Annotated in this window: 16 protein-coding genes; 3 read left to right on the top strand and 13 right to left on the bottom strand. The window is 44.3% G+C overall.

Annotation, left to right across the window (positions count from 1 at the left end; genetic code table 11):
* Nucleotides 1–97: 97 nt before the first annotated feature.
* The 3 genes from HQN90_RS13885 to HQN90_RS13875 form a co-directional block, all read right to left on the bottom strand.
* Complete coding sequence (locus HQN90_RS13885; RefSeq protein ID WP_173219265.1) at nt 98–913, bottom strand: carbohydrate ABC transporter permease; 816 nt, start codon at nt 911–913, stop codon at nt 98–100.
* Nucleotides 914–921: 8 nt separating this feature from the next.
* A complete protein-coding gene (locus tag HQN90_RS13880; protein WP_173219262.1) occupies nt 922–1,803 on the bottom strand; it encodes a carbohydrate ABC transporter permease in 882 nt (293 codons plus the stop codon).
* A gap of 71 nt (nt 1,804–1,874) precedes the next feature.
* Nucleotides 1,875–3,182 (bottom strand): ABC transporter substrate-binding protein, encoded by a 1,308-nt coding sequence (locus HQN90_RS13875; protein WP_173219259.1) that lies wholly within the window; start codon nt 3,180–3,182, stop codon nt 1,875–1,877.
* A gap of 317 nt (nt 3,183–3,499) precedes the next feature.
* Here HQN90_RS13875 and HQN90_RS39600 point away from each other — a divergent pair, with 317 nt between their 5' ends.
* Entirely contained in the window at nt 3,500–5,227 is a 1,728-nt protein-coding gene (locus tag HQN90_RS39600; RefSeq protein ID WP_173219256.1) for a histidine kinase, read from the top strand.
* Nucleotides 5,224–6,021: a response regulator transcription factor gene (locus HQN90_RS13865; RefSeq protein WP_173219253.1), complete on the top strand. Its 798-nt coding sequence runs from the start codon at nt 5,224–5,226 to the stop codon at nt 6,019–6,021. The genes HQN90_RS39600 and HQN90_RS13865 overlap by 4 nt, the downstream gene beginning before the upstream one ends.
* Here HQN90_RS13865 and HQN90_RS13860 read toward each other — a convergent pair.
* The 4 genes from HQN90_RS13860 to HQN90_RS13845 all read right to left on the bottom strand — a co-directional run bounded on the left by HQN90_RS13860 (nt 6,018) and on the right by HQN90_RS13845 (nt 9,766).
* Nucleotides 6,018–6,800 (bottom strand): SDR family NAD(P)-dependent oxidoreductase, encoded by a 783-nt coding sequence (locus HQN90_RS13860; RefSeq protein WP_173219250.1) that lies wholly within the window; start codon nt 6,798–6,800, stop codon nt 6,018–6,020. The genes HQN90_RS13865 and HQN90_RS13860 overlap by 4 nt on opposite strands.
* A gap of 192 nt (nt 6,801–6,992) precedes the next feature.
* Complete coding sequence (locus HQN90_RS13855; protein ID WP_173219247.1) at nt 6,993–7,916, bottom strand: dihydrodipicolinate synthase family protein; 924 nt, start codon at nt 7,914–7,916, stop codon at nt 6,993–6,995.
* On the bottom strand, nt 7,913–8,557 hold the full coding sequence (locus HQN90_RS13850; RefSeq protein WP_173219244.1) for a bifunctional 4-hydroxy-2-oxoglutarate aldolase/2-dehydro-3-deoxy-phosphogluconate aldolase: 645 nt from the start codon (nt 8,555–8,557) through the stop codon (nt 7,913–7,915). The genes HQN90_RS13855 and HQN90_RS13850 overlap by 4 nt, the downstream gene beginning before the upstream one ends.
* Nucleotides 8,558–8,605: 48 nt before the next feature.
* Complete coding sequence (locus tag HQN90_RS13845; protein ID WP_173219241.1) at nt 8,606–9,766, bottom strand: mandelate racemase/muconate lactonizing enzyme family protein; 1,161 nt, start codon at nt 9,764–9,766, stop codon at nt 8,606–8,608.
* A 339-nt stretch (nt 9,767–10,105) separates the two neighbouring features.
* On the opposite strand from HQN90_RS13845, the gene HQN90_RS13840 reads away from it, so the two are divergent.
* A complete protein-coding gene (locus HQN90_RS13840; RefSeq protein ID WP_173219238.1) occupies nt 10,106–10,771 on the top strand; it encodes a FadR/GntR family transcriptional regulator in 666 nt (221 codons plus the stop codon).
* Nucleotides 10,772–10,907: 136 nt separating this feature from the next.
* Here the strand turns inward: HQN90_RS13840 and HQN90_RS13835 are convergent, their stop codons facing one another.
* The 6 genes from HQN90_RS13835 to HQN90_RS13810 all read right to left on the bottom strand — a co-directional run bounded on the left by HQN90_RS13835 (nt 10,908) and on the right by HQN90_RS13810 (nt 20,386).
* Nucleotides 10,908–11,306 (bottom strand): hypothetical protein, encoded by a 399-nt coding sequence (locus HQN90_RS13835; protein ID WP_173219235.1) that lies wholly within the window; start codon nt 11,304–11,306, stop codon nt 10,908–10,910.
* 91 nt (nt 11,307–11,397) lie between these two features.
* Entirely contained in the window at nt 11,398–15,117 is a 3,720-nt protein-coding gene (locus tag HQN90_RS13830) for a discoidin domain-containing protein (protein WP_173219232.1), read from the bottom strand.
* Between the two features lie 69 nt (nt 15,118–15,186).
* The gene (locus HQN90_RS13825) at nt 15,187–15,366 is read right to left on the bottom strand and encodes a hypothetical protein (protein ID WP_173219229.1); all 180 of its coding nucleotides are present in this window, start codon (nt 15,364–15,366) and stop codon (nt 15,187–15,189) included.
* 351 nt (nt 15,367–15,717) lie between these two features.
* On the bottom strand, nt 15,718–17,256 hold the full coding sequence (locus HQN90_RS13820; protein WP_173219226.1) for a response regulator transcription factor: 1,539 nt from the start codon (nt 17,254–17,256) through the stop codon (nt 15,718–15,720).
* A 6-nt stretch (nt 17,257–17,262) separates the two neighbouring features.
* The gene (locus tag HQN90_RS13815) at nt 17,263–18,942 is read right to left on the bottom strand and encodes a sensor histidine kinase (RefSeq protein WP_173219224.1); all 1,680 of its coding nucleotides are present in this window, start codon (nt 18,940–18,942) and stop codon (nt 17,263–17,265) included.
* A 67-nt stretch (nt 18,943–19,009) separates the two neighbouring features.
* Nucleotides 19,010–20,386: an ABC transporter substrate-binding protein gene (locus HQN90_RS13810; RefSeq protein ID WP_173219221.1), complete on the bottom strand. Its 1,377-nt coding sequence runs from the start codon at nt 20,384–20,386 to the stop codon at nt 19,010–19,012.
* Nucleotides 20,387–20,486: the final 100 nt, after the last annotated feature.

Below are 20,486 nucleotides of genomic sequence, written 5' to 3'. Positions count from 1 at the left end.
CTCTACATGTCAAACTCATTATTTTACCTGCCACATGTAGACCTTAAATACAACTTTCACCTCCTTTCCCTGCGAATCCAATGTCTCTAGCTAGTTCTTATCCTTTGATCCCCGAAGATAAAATCCCCTCAATCAGATAACGCTGTAATGAAAAGAACAACACGACAATTGGCAAGATAGCTACTAGAGAACCAGCCATAACCATCTGAAATTCCGCCGAGTGCTCGCTCATAAAGCTGGTAATACCAAGCTGCAGCACCCAAAGTGATTTATCATTCGTTACGATAAGCGGCCACACATAGTTATTCCAATTCCAAATGAAAACGAGCAGTCCTACCGTGGTGAAGATCGGTTTCGATGTAGGCACAATGAGTCGAAAGAAAATGCCTATCAGTCCAAGACCATCGATTCGTCCTGCTTCTTCCAGTTCTTTCGGAAAATTCATATAGAATTGCCGCAGCAAGAAAATGGAGAAGGGATGAGCGATGGCGATAACAACAATACCCCAAAGATTATTGATTAACCCGAGCTGCCGAATAACCATGAACAGCGGAATCATATACGTGGCGAACGGAATCATCATAGATCCAAGCACGAACAAGAAGATGATATTGCGGCCCGGAAATGTCAGTCTTGCCAGTGCATAAGCAGCCATCGAATTAACGAGCAAGGAGAGCAGAACGATGGCGACGGTAACGAAGATCGTATTCTTCAAGTACACATCGAAATGAAAAGAGTTAAATAATTTCGTGAAATTTTCAAAGTGCATCTGTTGAGGAATAAAACTTGGCGGGTACTGATTGAAGTCATTTTGTGACTTAAGCGAGCCTGACACCATCCAAAACGTTGGCACCAGCGAAACAATCGTGTAAAAGATTGCCATCACATGCAAGAATGGTCGTTTTTGTCTCATAGCTTCTCCTATTGATTCACTGATTTATTGACTCGGAATAACTTCACCTGTACAAGCGTCAGCACGAAGACGAGCAGGAACAGCAGGAACGATATCGCTGAAGCATAGCCTAGTCTCAACTCACCAAAGCCCAGATTGTAAATATAAAGCACTGTAATTTCAGTCGACCTCGCCGGCCCGCCCTTCGTCATAATAAGGAACAGATCAAAATATTGGAAGGCGTTAATAATGTTGACGATAAACACAAATACCATCGAATTTTTCATTTGCGGCACCGTAATATGCCAGAATGAATGCCACCTGTTAGCCCCATCGATATGTGCAGCCTCATAGTAATCAACAGGTATGTCGAGCAGCCCTGACAGCATGATGAGCATGTAGAAGCCGATCGAGGTCCAGAAAAACACGTTGATGAGTCCGAACCATGAACCGCTGGTCGTTCCCAGCCAAGAGACAGGTTCAAAACCCAGAAAGCCGATGAGATAGTTCATCAACCCCGAAGGAGCCGAATCCAGAATGAAGCGGAAAATAAGTACGCTGATCACCGTAGAGACGAGATTCGGAAAGAAGAAAACCGTCCGGAAAAAGTTGCTCGACTTCCCAATATGACGCACTAGCAATGCGAGACCGAACGAGAAAACAAATACGAGTGGCACTACGATAGACGCATAGAGGATAGAACGCCCTAGCGATCTCCAGAAATAAGTATCGTTGAGAAGTCGCGCATAGTTGCCGAACCCGATAAACTTTCTTCCCCCAAGCAAGTTCCAATCATGTAAGCTGACAAAGAATGCGTAACCGGACGGAAAAAAGACGAACGCAAGCAGCAGCAGTACGGCTGGTGACATAAATAGATAAGCAATCCATTGCTCCCTACCCCATTTGTTCATACTATCCCTCTATTCTTTTCGCAAGCAAGGCACGGCGTGTCACCGCACCTGTTTGCGCATTTGAAGATGATTTATTTGGCGAGCGCTTCTTTCACTTTTTTATCCGCATCTTTCACGATCGTATCAATATTGCGGTCCATCGAGAACAGCGCTTCTTGTACGGCGTCGTTCGTTGCGGTCACCACTTCCGGAGGCAATGATAGATCCTTGCGTCCTAATGGAACGACCGTATCCACCCAATCCTTGTAAATCGGTTTGTTGTAAATATCCTTCTTCGCCTCCAGTACGGATTTGCGGGGCGCAAGGTGGAAACCGCCAATGGTGTTGAACTGCCCCATCCGATCCGTCCCCTCAAGCCAGAACCAGCGGATGACTTCCTTCGCTTCTGCCTGATGACCTTTAGAACTCACGATCATGTTCCAGCCGCCGAGTGTTGACGTCTGTTTGCCTTGTGCATCTACGGCTGGGTACGGCATTAAACCGATATTCTTGCCTGACTTTTCGATTGTTGGCGTAGCCCAGATACCAGAAAGCTGCATCGCCGTTTTGCCGCTGAGCAGGTAGTTAATATCCCAGCTATCCGTCTGCAAGGTCGTGTAAATGGAGCCATCCTTCGCCAAATCACGATATAATTGCAAAGCTTTGCGCGTAGCGTCACTGTCATAAGTCGACTTCTTGCCGCTGTCGTCAAGTACATTGCCGCCTGCTGCCCACAGGAACGGCCAGAACTCATAGTTCTGGTAGCCCCCGCGAATCGGGCTAAGCGTGAAGCCTTTGCGTTCCGGTGTCGTCAGCTTCTTAGCCGCATCGCGCAGCTCATCCCATGTCTTCGGAGGCTGGATATTGGCCGCCTTGAGCACATCTTTGTCGTAGTACAAGCCAATCGCGTCAATGATGAAAGGCATGCCATACAATTTGCCATTGCTCGAATTTCCAGCCAGTGCTTTTTCGTTGAAATCTTTGCGGATATCTCCTGTAATAAGATCATCCAGCGGAGCAGCGATGCCTGAGCTTACATATTTAGAGAAGTCCGAGGCATCCATTTCGAAAAAATCCGGCCCCGCTCCGCTTGCAAATGCGGTACTCAGCTTGGAATAGTAGTCCGCAACTCCGCCTGCAACGATCGTCGTCTCGAGCTTGATCTTGCTCTGGCTTTTATTGAATTCCGCTGTCCAGTTGTTGAGGAACTCAACGGCTTCTTTCTCGCCATATTGATGATACCAAGCTTTGACGACGACTGGATTGCCCGAACTGCTTTCAGCTGGTTTACTTGAATCCGATGTTGTACTTGTGCTTGGATTGCTGCTGCAACCGCTCGACACGATCATCAAACCGAGAATGGCGGCAATACTCGATTTGGACCAATTCTTAGTTCTCATAGAAACATTCACTCCCCTTATATGGATGACACGGCAAGAAGCTTGAAAAACGATGAACGATTGCTGTCATTCAAGCTGTATGCTAAGCCTGTATTTATCGTAGTATGAAAGACTGACTCCCACAAGTAACGTAATTTTTGGAAAAAATCCTTAAATTCACGTACTTGCTTCTGAATATTGCTGTCTAATTAGTGAAAATGGTACAATTAGAGCGCTTTCAAATATCGCATGCAGAGCAGGTGATTCTCATATCTAACTTATTTTCATCATATCTGCCATGGAAGCAATTGCGGCATCAACTCTCACTTGGAGGGATTGTGCTCGTACTCATTTCAATGGTTATTATTACGTACGCGACGATTCGGCAATCCACTCGTGTGATTGAACACAATTCATACCATTACATCAATTTGGCGCTTAATCAAACAGACCAGAATTTGCAGCGCATCCTTCAGGTTGCGCATGATACGACGAATAAGGCAATCAATAATAAGCTGCTGCAAAAAACATTAATCGAAGCTAAGCGTAATGGGGCTATGGATCCACTTACGTTCAGCTCTATTCGTGACTCTCTAAGCACCGCATTCGTGGATACGAACGTTATTTCTTATATGGAACTCCATTCCATAACCGCAGAAACCGTATCCTCAGGCATCTGCTTCCAGAAAATTATGACGGATGCCATGCGACGTGGTTCTGAAACGTTGCAAGGTGCCACCTATTGGTCCATCACGGAAGACCAGCTTTGCCAAATCAGCACCCCCTACACGTTGACCGGTACACGGGCAGTGGTCAACCTGCTCAATCCCAATGAAATCCTCGGTTACTTGACCTATACCATCAATTTGAATTTCCTGACCGATATTCTCCAAAGAGATAAGAATTCTTCATCAACGGTGATGATGCTTATAAGCGAGAACGGCGAACCGATCATGAATCATTTGAGCGAAGAAGATCATAATCATATGAAAGCTCTGTTCGCCAGCCATCCATCGATGTATGAGCAGCTTCGCAACCGTCATAGTTATTACGATCAAGGCTACATATTCACATCATACGAAGATGTTTATACCCACTGGCTGCTTGTAGCGATTACCCCACAACTTGAACTAACCCGAGGTTTGAACGAGATTTATATTACGAGCTTTTGGGTCGGCTGCGGGCTCATCCTAGCAACGATCATATTTTCGACACTGTTTGCTTCGTTCCTAACGAAGCCGATACGAGACATCATCGGGAAGATGAAATTGGTCGCTTTCGGAAATTTTAAAGTGAGGGTGAACCGACAGCATTATTTCAATCAAGAGAGCGAACAGCTTGCCCTGCATTTTACCTACATGGTGGAAAATTTTCGTTACTTGGTGCAAGAGGTGTACGAGAAGCAGGATCTTGAGCGCAAAGCCACGCTGCGAGCGCTGCAAGCGCAAGTTAACCCTCACTTTCTCTATAACACACTCGACAATATCTTCTGGGGATTGGAATCTGAAGGCGGGTCCAAAACATCGCAAGTCATTCTAGACCTTTCGCAAATGCTGAGGTATGCCCTAAATCCTAATTCCTCAATGACAACGCTCGAAGAAGAACTGTGGCACATCAAGCGCTATATTTCGATCATTCAATATAGATACCCTGGGCGCTTTCAAACCCATATCCATGTCCCGCAAGAGCTGCTCAGCTGCCAAATACCTCGTCTGCTCATTCAACCGATCGTGGAGAACGCGATTACTTACGGCATTGAACCGAAAAAAACGGCCAAAGAGCTTCGCATTGAAGCCGCAGAGAGTCAAGGTATCGTTACGCTCGTTATTTCTGACGATGGGGCCGGCATTCCGGAGGAAAAGCTGAAGCTGCTGCTCAAAAAGAGACGATCGGCGGAAGGTCAACAGAGTGACAAAGGGCTTGGGATACTCAATGTGCATGAAAGACTTGGGCTTCACTACGGGGAGGCATTTGGCGTGCAAATTGAGAGTGAAGTCAGTGTTGGTACTCAAATTACGATTACGTTCCCCAGCTTGATAAGTAAAGGAGATGAATCAACAGGATGAAACCATCAAGAGTTGTCCTCATTGATGACGAGATTAACATCCGAGAAGGTTTGCGACGCATAATCGATCGATCGCCGTCGTTCCAAGTCGTGGCTGATTTTCCTGACGGAGGGGAAGCGCTTGAATGGTTGGAAAGAAACACCACGGACATCGTACTCTCCGACATTCGTATGCCGGGCATAGATGGCATTGAGGTATGCCGTACAATAACCTGCAGGTGGCCGCATATCAAAGTCATCTTACTAACAGGGCATGCGGAGTTCAATTATGCCTATTCGGCGATTAAGGCAGGTGTGCTCGATTACATTTTGAAGCCATGCGATCCGGCGGTCATTATTGAAACGTTAGAGCGCGCTTCAAAGGCCGCTGCAACGTCAGCAGCATCGGTGAATTCAACTGCTGAAGGTATTGCTGGCGAGAGCTCATGGAACGCGACATATGACATTCAATCTACCAACCCATGGATCCTAACGGCGGTTCAGTACGTTGAGGCCAACTACGAAAAAGAGCTCTCCGTTCCCGACATCGCAAGTCAGGTTCATTTGAGCTCTTCCTATTTCAGCACAATATTCAAGGAGGAAACGGGCCATAGCCTAAGTCATTTTATCCATTTGGTGCGCATTGAGCGAAGCAAGTATCTGCTTGCCGACTTGCAGTATAAAAGTTATGAAGTGGCAGAACTTGTCGGTTACAAAACGTTCCGCCACTTTAATGAGATTTTTAAGATGATCGTTGGGCAAACACCTTCTGAATACCGCCGCACCCTTGGCACCGTCGCCATAATAGGACATTAATCTTGCAGCAGCGCTGTGCGACCACCATCCACTACATAGGTGCAGCCCGAGGCAAATGAGGCATACGAGCTGGCCAAGAACGCACAGAAGGCGCCGATCTCCTCGGGAGTACCCAAGCGCCCGACTGGATGCCGTTGCACAGTCTGCTCTCGTTCCGTTTGCGGGTCAGGGAACGATTGAAACCAGGCATCGTTGCCTGGCGTGTCAATAAATCCCGGGGCAATGCCAACCGTGCGAATGGAAGGTCCCCATTCGACAGCAAGGCTGCGAACGAGGCCCGTCAATGCCGTCTTGGCCACATTGTATGGGAAGCACCCTGGGATGGTTGCGATGGCATGATTCGAAGTCATGATCACGATAACGCCGCTGGCGCTTTGTTCCAGATATGGCTTGCAGCATTGGCTCATCATCCAGTGGGATTTCAGATTGAGATCCATGTTGCGCTGCCACAAGTCTGCCTCACAGTCAGCAGCACCATTAAACATATTTGCTCCTGCATTTGAAACAAGAATATGAATACCTCCGAATTGTTGAACAGTCATCTGTACAAAAGATCTAACTGATTTATCATCCGTTATGTCGATTTCAGTAAACAAACACGGCTTACCTGATGCTAATTGCTCCAATTCGAATTGTTTCCACTCCGGACTGCTTTCTCTTGCGCATGCTGCAACAAAAGCACCGGCTTTTGCCAGCATACGCGCTGCCCCCAGGCCGATACCCCCAGATGCACCAGTAATAATCGCAACTTGGCCGTTCAGATCAATGTTTAGTGCCATTGTAAGCTCCCCTTTTGCCAGAATGGTAACCACTTGCTGTATCCAAACACAATACCGTGCCTGTACACATCGTATTATGGATGCCTGATGCTTACAAGTGACGTAATTGTTTGAAAAAATCCTTAAATTCACAAAAAGACGGCATTCCATTCAGTACTGAAATGAATGCCGTCTTTTTGGTGCTTTCTCCCATTATCTATTCAATATAGGACCAAACTCTTCTAAGAACTGGCGGATCATGTCCCTATCATCCTGATTTAAAGGATAAGAAGGTTTCCGACAATAATCGGTTTTGATCAAACCTCTTTGTTGTAAAATGTTCTTCTCGACTTGAATGATATACTCGCAATCTTTCATCCAGCGCGAAATATAAAAGAGTAGCTTCTGATGAAGCTGCCTCGCCTCGCTTTCGCACCCCCTCTGATGTAATCGATAAATTTCAACGTAGATTTCAGCAAACGAACAGCCTGGCATGACACCTTTCCCGCCGGCTTGCAATACGTCCAGCATATATAAACCAGCATAACCGTTCATAATGACAGCTTGCTGCCGCTCTTGCAGAATTCCGTTTATGGTATCCATCGGCGGGTTGGACTCGATTTTGAAAACAACATTCGGATACGCGTCATAGATCTCGATTAACTCATCAATGGCAATTTCCACATTCGTCTCCGACGGAGCGTATTGTACAAGCACAGGAATGGTTACAGCGCTCACCACGGCTCGGATATGTTCTTTAATCGCCTCCATGCTAGGACGAAGGAAGAAAGGAGGCAGCAGCATTAATGCATCTGCCCCGATTGCTTCATATTCCTTCGCACGTTTGACAGCTATTTCCGTGCTATGATCCGTGACCGAGAGAACGCTTCGTACGCCAGTACCTTGCAGCTCATCAACAAATATGGCAGCTAGATCTTTCCGTTCATAATCCGTGAACTTATAGAACTCACTCGCAATCCCGAACATGGTCAGACCCTGAATGCCGGACTTTGACAGATGATGAATTAAAGTTCGAAAATCATCCCAATCGATTTCCCCATCCGCCTGAAATGGAGGAGCCATAATTGGATATACACCTCTGATCTCCACTTGATCCTGCTCTTTTTTTATATTCATTTTCTAGCCTCCTGAATGAGATGCGCGAATTTCCTTGCTATCTGTGTCAATTCTTCGTATCGGCCAGCCTCTACGGCATCTTGTTTCACTAAAGAGCCGCCGATCCCGACAGCAACAGCCCCGTTCCGAATGAACTGATCTGCATTATCCAGGGTCACTCCGCCAGTAGGCATCATGGGAATGTGTCCCAAAGGTCCTTGAAGCTCCTTGATATAGTCGGCCCCCAAAACATTACTGGGGAAAACTTTGATTAAATCAGCGCCCGCCTTATAAGCGGTAACAATTTCAGTTGGCGTCATGACGCCAGGTATGGATATTTTCCCGTAAGCGTTCGTTACTCGAATTGTTTCTATGTCCAAAATTGGGGCAAAAATAAAATCGGAACCTGCTTGAATCGCCTGTTTCGCCGTATCCGCATCCAATACGGTTCCGGCCCCTACCAAAGTACGCTCACCCAAGGCTTTCTTCAGACTGGCAATCATTTCGAAGACACCTGGCGTGTCCACTGTAATCTCCAACGCGCCTACACCGCCCTCAACCAACGCATTCGCTATATGCTGAATATGTTGCGGATTCGGACGGCGTATCACAGCAACAATTCCTGAATCTTTGAGCTTCTGTAGATTAGCCGATTTATTCATACGCGCTTCTCCGCCTTATACCTGACTGCAATCCATGCAATCCATCGCTTATACATAGAATCCCGGTCTGGCTTCCCGAATTCCCGGATGCGCTTCCATAGCTTCCTCGACTAAATCGACGCCTAACCCCGGACGGTTAGATAACACGAGACGTCCTTGTTTCATTTCAATTGGATGATCGATCACTTCATCTCTCCAAGGAACATCGTTGAACATAAACTCTTGTCGGAAGAAATTCGGCACTGAAGCGCAGACATGAGCACTTGCCAATGTGGAAAGCGGCCCATTGGGGTTATGCGGTGCCAGCAGCACATTGTACGCTTCCGCCATCGTTGCCATCCGCTTCATTTCAGACGGACCGCCACAGCGCGTGATGTCCGGCATAATAATATCGACCAATTGTTTCTCGAGAATCTGACGAATGCCATACCTTGTATAATGGCGCTCACCGACACAAATGGATACTCTCGGATTCAGCCGATCGCGAACCGCTTGCAAGGTATCCGCGCTTTCAGGTCCCACAGGTTCCTCATACCAAGTAATATCCAGCTCCGCCAATTTGTCCGCCATCGTAATAGCTGTCTTGAAGTTCAGCATTGCATGCGTTTCAATCATCATATCCATGTCACTACCGATCGCATCACGAACAGCCTTCGTTACATCATAAGCTCTTTGTTGAAGTTCAGGTGTCAGAGACAAATTACTGGACAAATCTTCGCCATATAAATAGTTGGTATGTGCGAACGGATCGAACTTCAGTCCACCGAAGCCTGCTTCTTTCACCTTAAGGGCTTGCGCCGCATAATCCTCTGCGTTATGACCGCCGCCAGTAAACCAGTAATTGGCATAGAGCGGGATTTCCGTACGGAACGCTCCGCCAAGCAGCTCATAACATGGAACGCCTAATACTTTTCCTTTCAAGTCAAGCAATGCCATATCGATCCCGCTGATCGCGCACATACTTGCTCCGTAAGGTCCAACCCAGTTCAAATCGCGATATAACTTCGTCCAAATAAAATCCGTTCTCATCGGATCCAGACCAATGATGCGTTCACCCACATGCTTAGCCGCTGCTTCAACGATGGGACTTCCTGGCCAGTTCGTCGCTTCTCCGACCCCTGTATAACCTTCGTCGGTATAAATTTTGATCATTGTCCAATTGTACTTAATCCCTTCAACCAACCATACTTTCACGTCTGTAATTTTCATAAGATAACCTCCGCTAAAATGAAATTTAATAAAATAGATCATATCTTTATGATGTTATGATATGATCTATTTTAGCGTATGTCAATCATATGTTTTCATTATTTTAAATAAACCGCTTGTATTCGCTCTAATTTTGAATCTTTCTACCTAATTATGGGTATAATTTAATTATGAATTCATCATATCTATATAAATAAACTTACTGAAGTCATCATAACTATCCTTATTGACGATATGATTTTCCAAGAAGATCGTATGTATGTCTCTTTTTTTTCAAGGTGATCTGAGCTATGCTAGAATTGATCTTGAAGTCTATTGAAAAAAGAAAGGTCTTTAAATATGAAAACGATGGCATATGAAACCGCAATACAAGCAATCAAGGAAAAAATAAAGAGCGGAGAATGGAAAGCCGGAGATCGGCTGCCAACAGTACAACAGTTAGCAGTAGAACTTTCTCTGGGCATATCTACCGTTCGGGAAGCTTTGCGTATTCTAGAGAATCAACGCATTGTCAGCATTGAGCACGGCCGAGGCATGTATTTGCGCAATGATCCTTTATTACTAGAAGACCCCACAACGACTCTTGAGCAGCTTGGGAATATTTCATTAGTTTCACTGCTTGAAGCAAGGCTGCTCATTGAACCCGAACTCGCAGCGCTATGCGCTAAGCATGCAACAGCTTCACAAATCCAACAATTGCGTTACCTAGCGGACCAAATGGTTGTACAAATGCAAAAAGGGGGGGATTTCTTCGAAACCGATATGGCCTTTCATCAACTCATTGCAGAAGGGGCCAATAATCCGGTCCTGATCAGAATGATGTCCATGATTACCCCCATTTCCGTGGAAGCAAGAAAACAAACCAATACCATCCCTAATATGCGCACGAAAGCATCAAACTACCACATCTTAATTGCCATAGCTATGGAAGAAAGACATGCCGAACAAGCCAAAATGTTAATGGAAGCGCATATTCGCGAAATGCTGCGCGTGTTTATCCAGTAGGTAGGAACGGCCAAAGTGATAACGAAGAGTAACTAAAAAACTCCCCCACAACCGAAATTTCAAGTTTGGGAGAGTCCTTATGCAAATTTCACTGTTTACCACTTGTGCCGCGAATGGAATGGTGACAAGCGCAGGTTTAACTAATTTCCGTAAACTTCAAATTCGGTAATGTTCGGCTGTTCAATATTCTTTTATTATGAAACTTATTGAACGTGCCCAGTTGGTGCTTGTACTTCCATCTTTCGCTTTGTCCATGTTTGCTGTAGCTTTGTTTGAAATGAACAAAGAAAAAACGAGTGAGGATAAAGGCTGCACCCACGTTGAAATGGTCCGCTGCCTTTTCCATACTCGTTGCCAAACCAGCAAAAGAAACCATAAGGGTCAAGAGCGAATCTACGTTTGATTTTGATATAGAAGTACAGCGTTTTACAAGAATTATTCGATTATTTTGGCTACATGACGGCCAATCGGATACATCCGATGCGCTAAGCCCGGCTAAATCTGCTGCAGAGCATAATTGTGCAACCCCTGCCATCTCGGCTCGTCCGCTTCGACATCGGCCAACAGTTGCAGCGAACTGCCTATTTCAGTCATGTTGTCGGAACCACTGGAGGAGGGAAGCGGATCTACTTCACCAAAATATTGTCGTATACCCTCAGTTCCGTGATTGCGATTCCTCTCGGTTTCCCTCCTGAAATACCGGCAGTCATTGTCAATTTTACTTTGGAGGATTCGACAGGATCGAATTGAATCAAGTTCGGACCCTTTACAAAAGCGCCGTTCTGCTGATGGCTTACATTAACCCAGGCGGATCCATTCCAGTATTGTACAGTCACGCTTCCGGGCGGCGCGGTATCGAAGTCTGTAAAGACATCCAGTTCCACCCTATCAAACCGCGTGGCCTTCCCGAAATCGATACCGATATAATCCTGTGGCCGCTTGGGGTCTGCCGTCCAATTCGTCCAGGAGTTTGTGCCAGTCGTATAGTCCTCTTTCCCGTCGACAAGCTGCCATTTCCTGTCATAAACATAATTGTAACCGGCCGTCGTATTATACGATACTAAAGGCTCCGGGAAACCCGTTCTTAATTTGTTTTCGGCCAAGTCTGTTCTGGTGCCGGGGACGATTGATTGGATAAAGTCTGCATTAAGCGACTCCTCAGGATTAAACGCATCGGAACCCATATAGCGCAAAATGCTATGAAGCATCTGTCTGACTTCCGGCTTATCCTGCTGATTCAGCAGGTCCATGGAGCTCACCATGAGTTTCCCATTATCCACGTTGGCCTCAAAGAGCAAACCAAGCTTATGGTTCCTCTCGAAATTATCGATCACTTGCACAATTGGCCTGAAGGTTATCGATGTATCGTCAAGAATAGTGGGTCTTCCATTCTTGGCAAGCGGCCACCACTGCCAGTTACTGAAGTAATTCGTTGGAAAATCTTTCAGCGCTTGATGGTCGGTGTCGATCAAAAGCCCCATCGTGCCGGGTTGATTATTGACTTTGAACGCCGGATAACTCCAGAAGTCGGTCATAAATGCTCCCTGGACGCTCTTTGGCAGAGCTGAACTCGTACTGTCAGGAACAATCAGGACCTTGCCACCCTGCTTGAGCGTTTTTTTGGCTTCTGCATTAAAATCCTTGACGATCAGTACATCTTTGGGTGCAACGGTATCTACCTTCGCAGGATATACCCATATATCATAAAGGTTAATATATGAAGAACCCTTTATCCCCACTTCCAGGGTTAACTGTGCGGCTTTAGCTACACTCGAAAGGTCCGCGCTGATGTTTCCTAAGTCCCTTAATCCTCCTTGCGCTGCGGTTAAGACAGTCAATTCACCTGATGCCACTACCGTGCCGTCTAGCCGTTTGATTGTCCAATAAGGGATTCCAGTAAGATCCTTCGGCCCATAATTGGCTAGCTGCAGCTTCGCCGTATATCTTTCATTGTTCTGCCAGGTCATTTTCTCCATACGAACAAGCGGAACAACGGCGTTATTGAATTGTTTGAAGGCATTCGGGTTGGAGAAGCTCTTCGATTCTCCAAGCGCATTCACCATACCCACGAGTGCCGTACCCTGTCCGGGAAAATCTTGCAGCCCCAGCAGTGAAATCCCTGCAAACTGCGGGGTGCGAAGCGCCGCTTCGATTTCTTCGCGGTAGCTGATTTGTGATAACTGTCCCGATGCTTTGACGAATTGGTCTGCCTGGTCCAACATGCCGGCATTTTCAAGATCCTGCTGGAATTTCTTGAAATTTCTCGCTTCCAGCACGCCTGTATATTTCGGAATCTCTGTAAAATCGGGATAGACCTCAAACTGTCCTACCTCAAAGCTGAACAGAGGCATTGGAACATCTGTCATCGCTTTGGTGTAATCCTCCATCGTTGAAGGATAATTGTCGTTTACGTGCCCATAGCTTCCCGCATACGCTCCCCTGAATTGCCGAGATCCCCATTGTTGGGCGGTAAAAAAGTCGCTTTTGGGTCCGGGCCCTTCCCTGCCATACCATGTATTGGAGCCTTCCGCATACAGTCTTGTCGAGTCAATCGTTTTCATATGCTCGACAAGGTCATTCATCCTGATCCTGTCGCCTTGCAGCTCGTTACCCCATGTATACATCACGAAGGAAGGATGGTTGGCAAATTGCTTGACGACACTTTCCGCTTCTTTCGTGTAGTACGCGTAATCGCTTTCCGAAGAAAACGTCGTCCGTGTATCCCATTGAGAAAGCTCCGGCTGCAAATATAAACCCATCCTGTCGGCCACTTTAAATGCCGCCTCCGGCGGCGACCAGGAATGGAATCTCACATGATTGATGCCATAGGACTTGTATACGCTAAACAGCTTTTCCCAGCCTGCTTCATCCATCGGAGCGTATCCGGTAAGCGGGAATACGGCGCAATTGGCTTCGCTTCGCAAAAATATATTTTTCCCATTTATAGCAAACTGCTTGTGAGCGCCATTCACTTTAAAACTTCTCATGCCAAAATCGACATCGGCGCTTGAGGCATATTCTCCTGCTTCTATAACAACCCTGAGGTTGTAAAGTGCCGGATTGAATTCATCCCACAACTGCACGTTATCGCCCATCTTGTAAGCGACTTCGATCGTCTTATCCCCCGGCTGCACGGTAATATGGAACGTTTGCTCAGGCACTTCATGAGAAACATTGGAATTCCAGTTCTTGGCCGAAAGGGTCAGTGTTCCTTCCATCACCTCTGTTGTTGTATTTTGAACATCTATTTTTACTTTGGCCATCTTGCTGTCCACGTCGGGGTATACCCGGACCTGATCCATGTATAGAGCATCGTGTGCTTGAATTTCGATGCTGCCCAGTATACCGTTCCAGTTGGTCTGCGTATGCTCCGTGGCCATATGAGAGCTGAGTATTCCTTTGGGCATGTTCGTATAAGAGTTGGACACCTCAATGGTAATGATGTTTTCACCTTTCCCCAGATAATCGGTGATATCGTATACCTGAGATGAGGTAAGCTGGTTTTGAGTGCCGACATACTGATTGTTCACCCATAACTTTGTAACCCTTGTTCGTTCGAGGAACAGCTCAACCCGCTTGCCTTCGAAACTTGCAGGCAAGGTGAATTTCTTCTGGTAGGTGGCGGGACCTGTATATGTGTATTTCCTGCTCAGCGTGTTAAGCGCCACATTGCTATTAACGGCGCCTTTTTTATTCTCATCGAGCGTTCCCGGAAGTTTGACGGACTCGATCAAGCCCTGAGCGGTTCCGTTTGCATTGCCTAATTTGAATCCCCATTCGCCGGCAAGGGAGAAGGTTGTTTCAGTTCCAATATTGATTTCTGCTGCCGCTGCGAAGCCTCCCCCTCCTGAGAGCGCTTCCAGCTTTACATATGAAGCGCTTACAGCCGGGGTTATATTGACGACTTTTTCTGTAGCATCGCTTGACCAGGTGCCGTTTGCTACTTTTTGATAATTGATTCCATCTACACTTACATAGAGATTGTAGTTAGTAATTCTTCCATTCGTATTATTATTCTGTCTTGGTAGCAATCTGAATTTGTTTACTTGATAGCCGCGATTCAATTTAATGGTCATACTCTGAGGCAAGCTATCCGCAGGATTGGAATATTTCGTGTGCCATAGTGTATTCTGATTTCCGTCAATGGCTTTACTGGCTTCATACCCGGCATTCTGGCTTGTAGCCGTTGCCGTCATGAATTTATGCGGGATGGTTACAGAAGCGAGCTCAACGGGATCTCCCGCTGCTGCATATGTCCTGGCAGTTGTCGCGGGTACCAGCATGATTAAAGTCATCGCAATCAAAACAAGTAATGACGTCCATTTCGCAGTCGATTGTATTCGCATAACGCTCACACCTCTCACCTGATTTATTTTTCGGTACTTATCGTTGCAGCACATAGTCGCTTGGTACTATTACTGCTTGCTCAGTACAACAATCGCAGCATCAACTTTCGTCTTTACATCGTTCAGTGCGTCGTCGACCAGCACATCGGCCAAACCCGGAAAGGAGTATTTCTTGGCCAGAATGAGCTCTGCTTTGACATGCTTGGAGTTTTTCGGCACCGCGAGCGAGTCGATGCTGGACCCGTTCATATGTTTGCCTGACCACCTCCTTTGGCACGGGCATTGGTGTGATACCTGCAAGCCGTAGAAGTACATACCCCAGTTGTTTTGTTGAATTAGGAACCGATAATACTTACCGTGTCACCGTGTCGCCCAAGGGTTTTCAAACATTTCTTTTCCCGTCTCTCAATGCTTAATAACGCTTACAAGATATGGCTTTGGCACTCTAACGCCCCCCTCTCTGTGATCATTCATAAGGCCTACACCTATTATAAGTAATCAGTTTTTAATAAAACATGTAATTTCATCCTTTGCCCTTTGTAAAATTAAATCAGTTTTTGGAAAGAGGTAAACTTCCTTCTTCCTTCTAAAAACTCTCCTCTACAACATACTCCGGTCTTTACTTGGACTGACCTTGTAATACTTCTTATATAGTTTGCTGAAATAAAAGATATCTTGTACACCTATTCGATCAGCAATCTCACTGATGGTTAGCGGTGTTGTCCGCAAAAGCACTCTGGCTTGCTTCATACGCACGCCTTCCACATATTCAATAACGGAGACTCCCTGATGCTCTTTAAATAGTTTAGAGAAATGAGATCGACTGATGTTAATGTGATTGCAAATATCATCTACAGTGAACTTATTTGAGTAATGTTCATGGATATAATTTAATGCTTCTACAATCTCTATCCGATGTGTGCCCATATAATGATAGTCATTCAACCATTGCTCAAAAATGATTTTATAATCATTTAGCCGATACGCTTGTTTGCGACTAATTTCAGTTTTCAAGTCTTCCGTGACCGAATACCCCTTTTTCTCAATAAAAGATATCAAGAACTTTAAATCTTCTTTTACTGTACTTGGTTGACGCTTTAAATAGCGGACCAAATCAAAAAAAGACTCGATCCACATCGGCAAATTTGAACTCAAGGTGTAGTTCTTTTCGTTTTCCACCTCTATATTTTGAAAAAAGGAATACAAATCTATATCTTTGCTAGTAGACTCCCGCTCATTGTGAGAAATGAGACATGCTGGCATACAATAAAACAACTGTGTCATATCGTTGACCGAATGACGGACCTTCTCGATGAATGAATCCATCGTTGTGAAGTCATATCCCGTAATCAAAGAAGACTCAAGTTTTAAAAACTGTTGTAAAGCCAACTGCACGCCTTTCATTTTCTCGTCATGTTTCTCCCTATTACACTCACCGAAATCCAAAAGTATGAATCTAGCGTTTTCCAAATGAAATAATTCATTTTTAGGATGAAATTGTTTGATGACCTCTACAGCTACATTCATAAATGCATAGATGGCGAGATCTGCTTGGCAGTTAAATTTTGACGCACACCACTCCGTAAATCGGTCCACTTCCAGCAATGTAAACATCGACTGGGTCTCCTCGAATTGAAAGACTTGAACGTTCAATTTCATTGATCTTTTGATCAATTCTGCCGTGTTAATACGCTGATGCAGCCATTCATAAAACAATGAATTTTGAAGCATTAGCATTTCATTCGAATCCAGCCGTCCTTTTTCCAGACTTTCACTTTGCGAATATTCGTAAGCGCGATTTAGTTCAGTTACCAGACTTTCCTTACAGATGGTTGCTTTAAGTAAATAATTTTTGGCCCCATATCGCAATGCCATTTGCGCAAGGTCAAACTCAGCATAGTTGCTCAATACAATAGACCATAACCGAGGATAGAGAAGCTTGCATTGTTGGATCAACTCAATACCATCAATAATAGGCATACGAATATCCGTCAACATAATGTCTATTGAGTTTTGCTCTAATACATCTAGCGCTTCTCTTCCGTTTTCCGCTTCCCATAGCTCAATGCCACTGCCCTCTAACATCCACTTCATGTGTTTACGGACAGGTGCCTCATCTTCAACAATCAACAGCTTCATTAAAGATCAGCTCGTTTCATCTGGAATAAATATCGTTATGCATGACCCTAAAGATGGATAACTACTGATATCGAAAGCGGAAGATCCCCTATAGTGAAGCTTCAAACGATCCTTTACATTCGATAACCCAATGTTCTTTCTTGATTTTTTGACCCCTCGATCTACGAACCCGAGTCCATCGTCTTGAACAGTTAACTCCATTCCACCCTTTTTAACCAAAGCACCTATTTGAATTCTTCCCTCCGTTTTACCTGCAAAAGCATGTTCAAAACAATTTTCTAAGAGTGGCTGTATGAGCATTCGTAAAATCAACTTATCCAGAGTCCCCTCTTGAAAATGAATGTCGACTTGATACTCATCACCAAATCTAGCATTTTGTATCTCGATATACTTAAGCAAGTACTCGTTCTCTTCTCTCATCGTCCAATGAGAATCATCCTTATATAGTTGCTGTCTGAGAAGGAAGGAAAGAGATAGTACTAAAGAACTTATCCTTTGTTGTGCGGTGGAGTCAGCAATAAATCGTATCGTACTTAATGTATTTAATAAAAAATGCGGATTCATTTGCTGCTGAAGCATTTGCATTTCTAATTTTCTTTTTTCAATAGAGGCCAATTCAAAGTTTTTTCGTGAGGTTGTTAAATTGTGGACCAATTGGCGAAGAATTTCTGATAATTCAACGATTTGGTAGTCGGATTTAATCGAAATGGATAAATTAGATGAGTTCGTGGTTAATTGCTTGGATAAGAACCGAATTTGATTAAATACATTTCTAGTTGTTTGAAGTACGACAATCATAATTACAATATAGATAACAATAACCAATGTAATCGTCATAAACACAACCACAGTAAACAATTTCAATGGATTGTTCAAAAAATCCGTGCTTTCCAATTGGTACAAATGCCAATTCGTAGGATTGAGCTTCTTCACGCTACGAGTATTTGTACTTTTCGATATTTTCTCAACGGAATGTTCACCATCTATGTGAGTTGAAAATACACTTTCGTTCTTCTCATTTTCAATGATGTAATGTCCCCCATCGTTTTCAAGAATATTTTGTATATACGAAATAGGAATGACTATGGAGATCATCCCCTTTTTAGTAGCAGTTTCGGGGTTGAACAGCCATCGTGTAAACACAATAAAGCTTGCGATTTCTCCGTTTATTTGTTGACTATCTACAGTAGACCACTTGAAACTATCAAAAATATCAGCATCCTCCCAATCCATGATCGATAGCACCCGTCCCTTCAATTCCTCCTTTCTTATGGCTAATCGAGAAGTGTCCGACTGATAAATATTCCCGTTATTGTCACGTAGAATGACCACATATTTTTCATTGAGAAAGAAAGCATATTGCAGCCGCTCTATCGCTTCTAAATAAATTTTATTTTTCTCAATATCAAAAGGATCCTTCACCTCAAGTGCACCTAGTAATTGCCTATCGTTAATAAATAAATTAGTAGCCATAAATATTCGTTGAAATAAATCTTGAACACGCGAAGATGTTTGTTCCATCCTAAATTGATTGACCTCGTTCACCTTGTTCAACAACGTTAACTCCGTAAAACGATAAACAAAAATAAGCACCAGGGATAAGGGGATAAAAACGGCCACTAGTAAAAAAATCAGTCTGCGCTGAACCGATTTAGGACCTGAATACCGTCTATTACTCCATATCATACTACTTCTTCTCCTTGTAAAAGTTCTATGCCCGACTTTAATAAGACGGGCATAGAAGGTTATTTATTTATTTTTTTTGATCTTGAATCACTTTGTCGACTTTTTGCTTAACATTTTTCAAAACATCATCAACTGATATTTTCCCTGTGTAGTATTGTGTCATCTGATCCAAGAAGGTTGCTTCGTACTCAGATGGCGCGCCCAATACTGGCTTTTCTGCGACATTAATGACAGCTGCGTCACCGCCAAACAAATATTTGACTTGTTCCAAAGTAATTCCGTCGTCTTTTAATTTGTCTGCTAACTCTTGGAAATACTTGTTCGCGTCAATTTTATTATACATGGGAAGAGTCCCCGTACTCAAGGTGTAATCTGCAACGTACTCTTTAGCGAATATCAACGCTTCTTTGGCATGTTTTGAATTTTTGGGAACAGCCAGGGAATCGATGCTTGACCAGTTCATATGTTTGCCAGCCATTTCTTTCGGCACAGGCATTGGGGCAATTCCTGCTTTCCAATCACGTGGGAATTTATCTTTTTTGGTAGCGGCCAACTGTGCATACCATTGGGCACCCACAACCATTCCGTAATTCCCGTTCCAATAAGATAAGAAATCCGTATTGTTGGAAATATATTCGGCTACAGGCATTGCTGCTTTCTTCACATTGATAACATCATTCATCCATTCCAAGCTACGCTTGAATTCCGGAGCGTTGATATTGCTCAAACCATCTGAAGTATAGAACTTGCCATCGGTTAATTGACTGCCGTAACCATAGTAATACATGCCCCAATTGTTATAAAACATACCATACACTTTGTCTTTGCCGCTTGCATTGTTCGTTAGTTTCTGAGCTGTGACGGCGTATTCGTCCCAAGTCATTGGAACCTTAGCATCGGGGTATGGCACTTTAGCATCATCGAATACTTTTTTATTGTAAAACATCATCCAGTTATTTTGTTGAATTGGGAATCTGTAATATTTCCCATCCTTATCTGGTTTAAAATCACCGAAATCTTTACTCATATCTACGCCTGCTTCTTTGGCTGGTGCATCAATCGGCATCAGAAATCCCTTATTAATCGCATCGAACTGATCGACACCATTGCCCCAGATTAAATCAACGATAGAGCCACTTGCCAGCATGACATTTCGTTTATTAATGTATTGTTCATGAGGGACTGCGATCGAATCAATCTTAATATTCGGGTATTTCTTTTGAAAGCGCTCAATAAAGGCTTTATATTCGGGCGTATCTGTATACTCAGAAATGTTTAATACCTCAAGTGTCACGCTTTCTGTTGGGTTTGAAGTTGGGCTTGAAGTTGCGCCTTTAGCATCAACCGCATCTGTCGTACTTGGTGAACTGCTTTTGGAACTACAACCAACAGCCATGAAAACTAACACACAAGAAGCAGCGATTATGGATAATTTTTTAATCATGATTATTCATCCCCTTATTTGTTTTTTGTACAATTTGATTATAGGTGGAATTGCGTTTGAAATTGAATGGAATAAATGCTTGGCTCATTTGTAGAATTAT

Origin of the sequence: Paenibacillus alba (assembly GCF_013204855.1) — a bacterium.
Lineage (GTDB): Bacteria > Bacillota > Bacilli > Paenibacillales > NBRC-103111 > Paenibacillus_E > Paenibacillus_E alba.
This window is presented reverse-complemented; position numbering and strand designations above follow the sequence as displayed.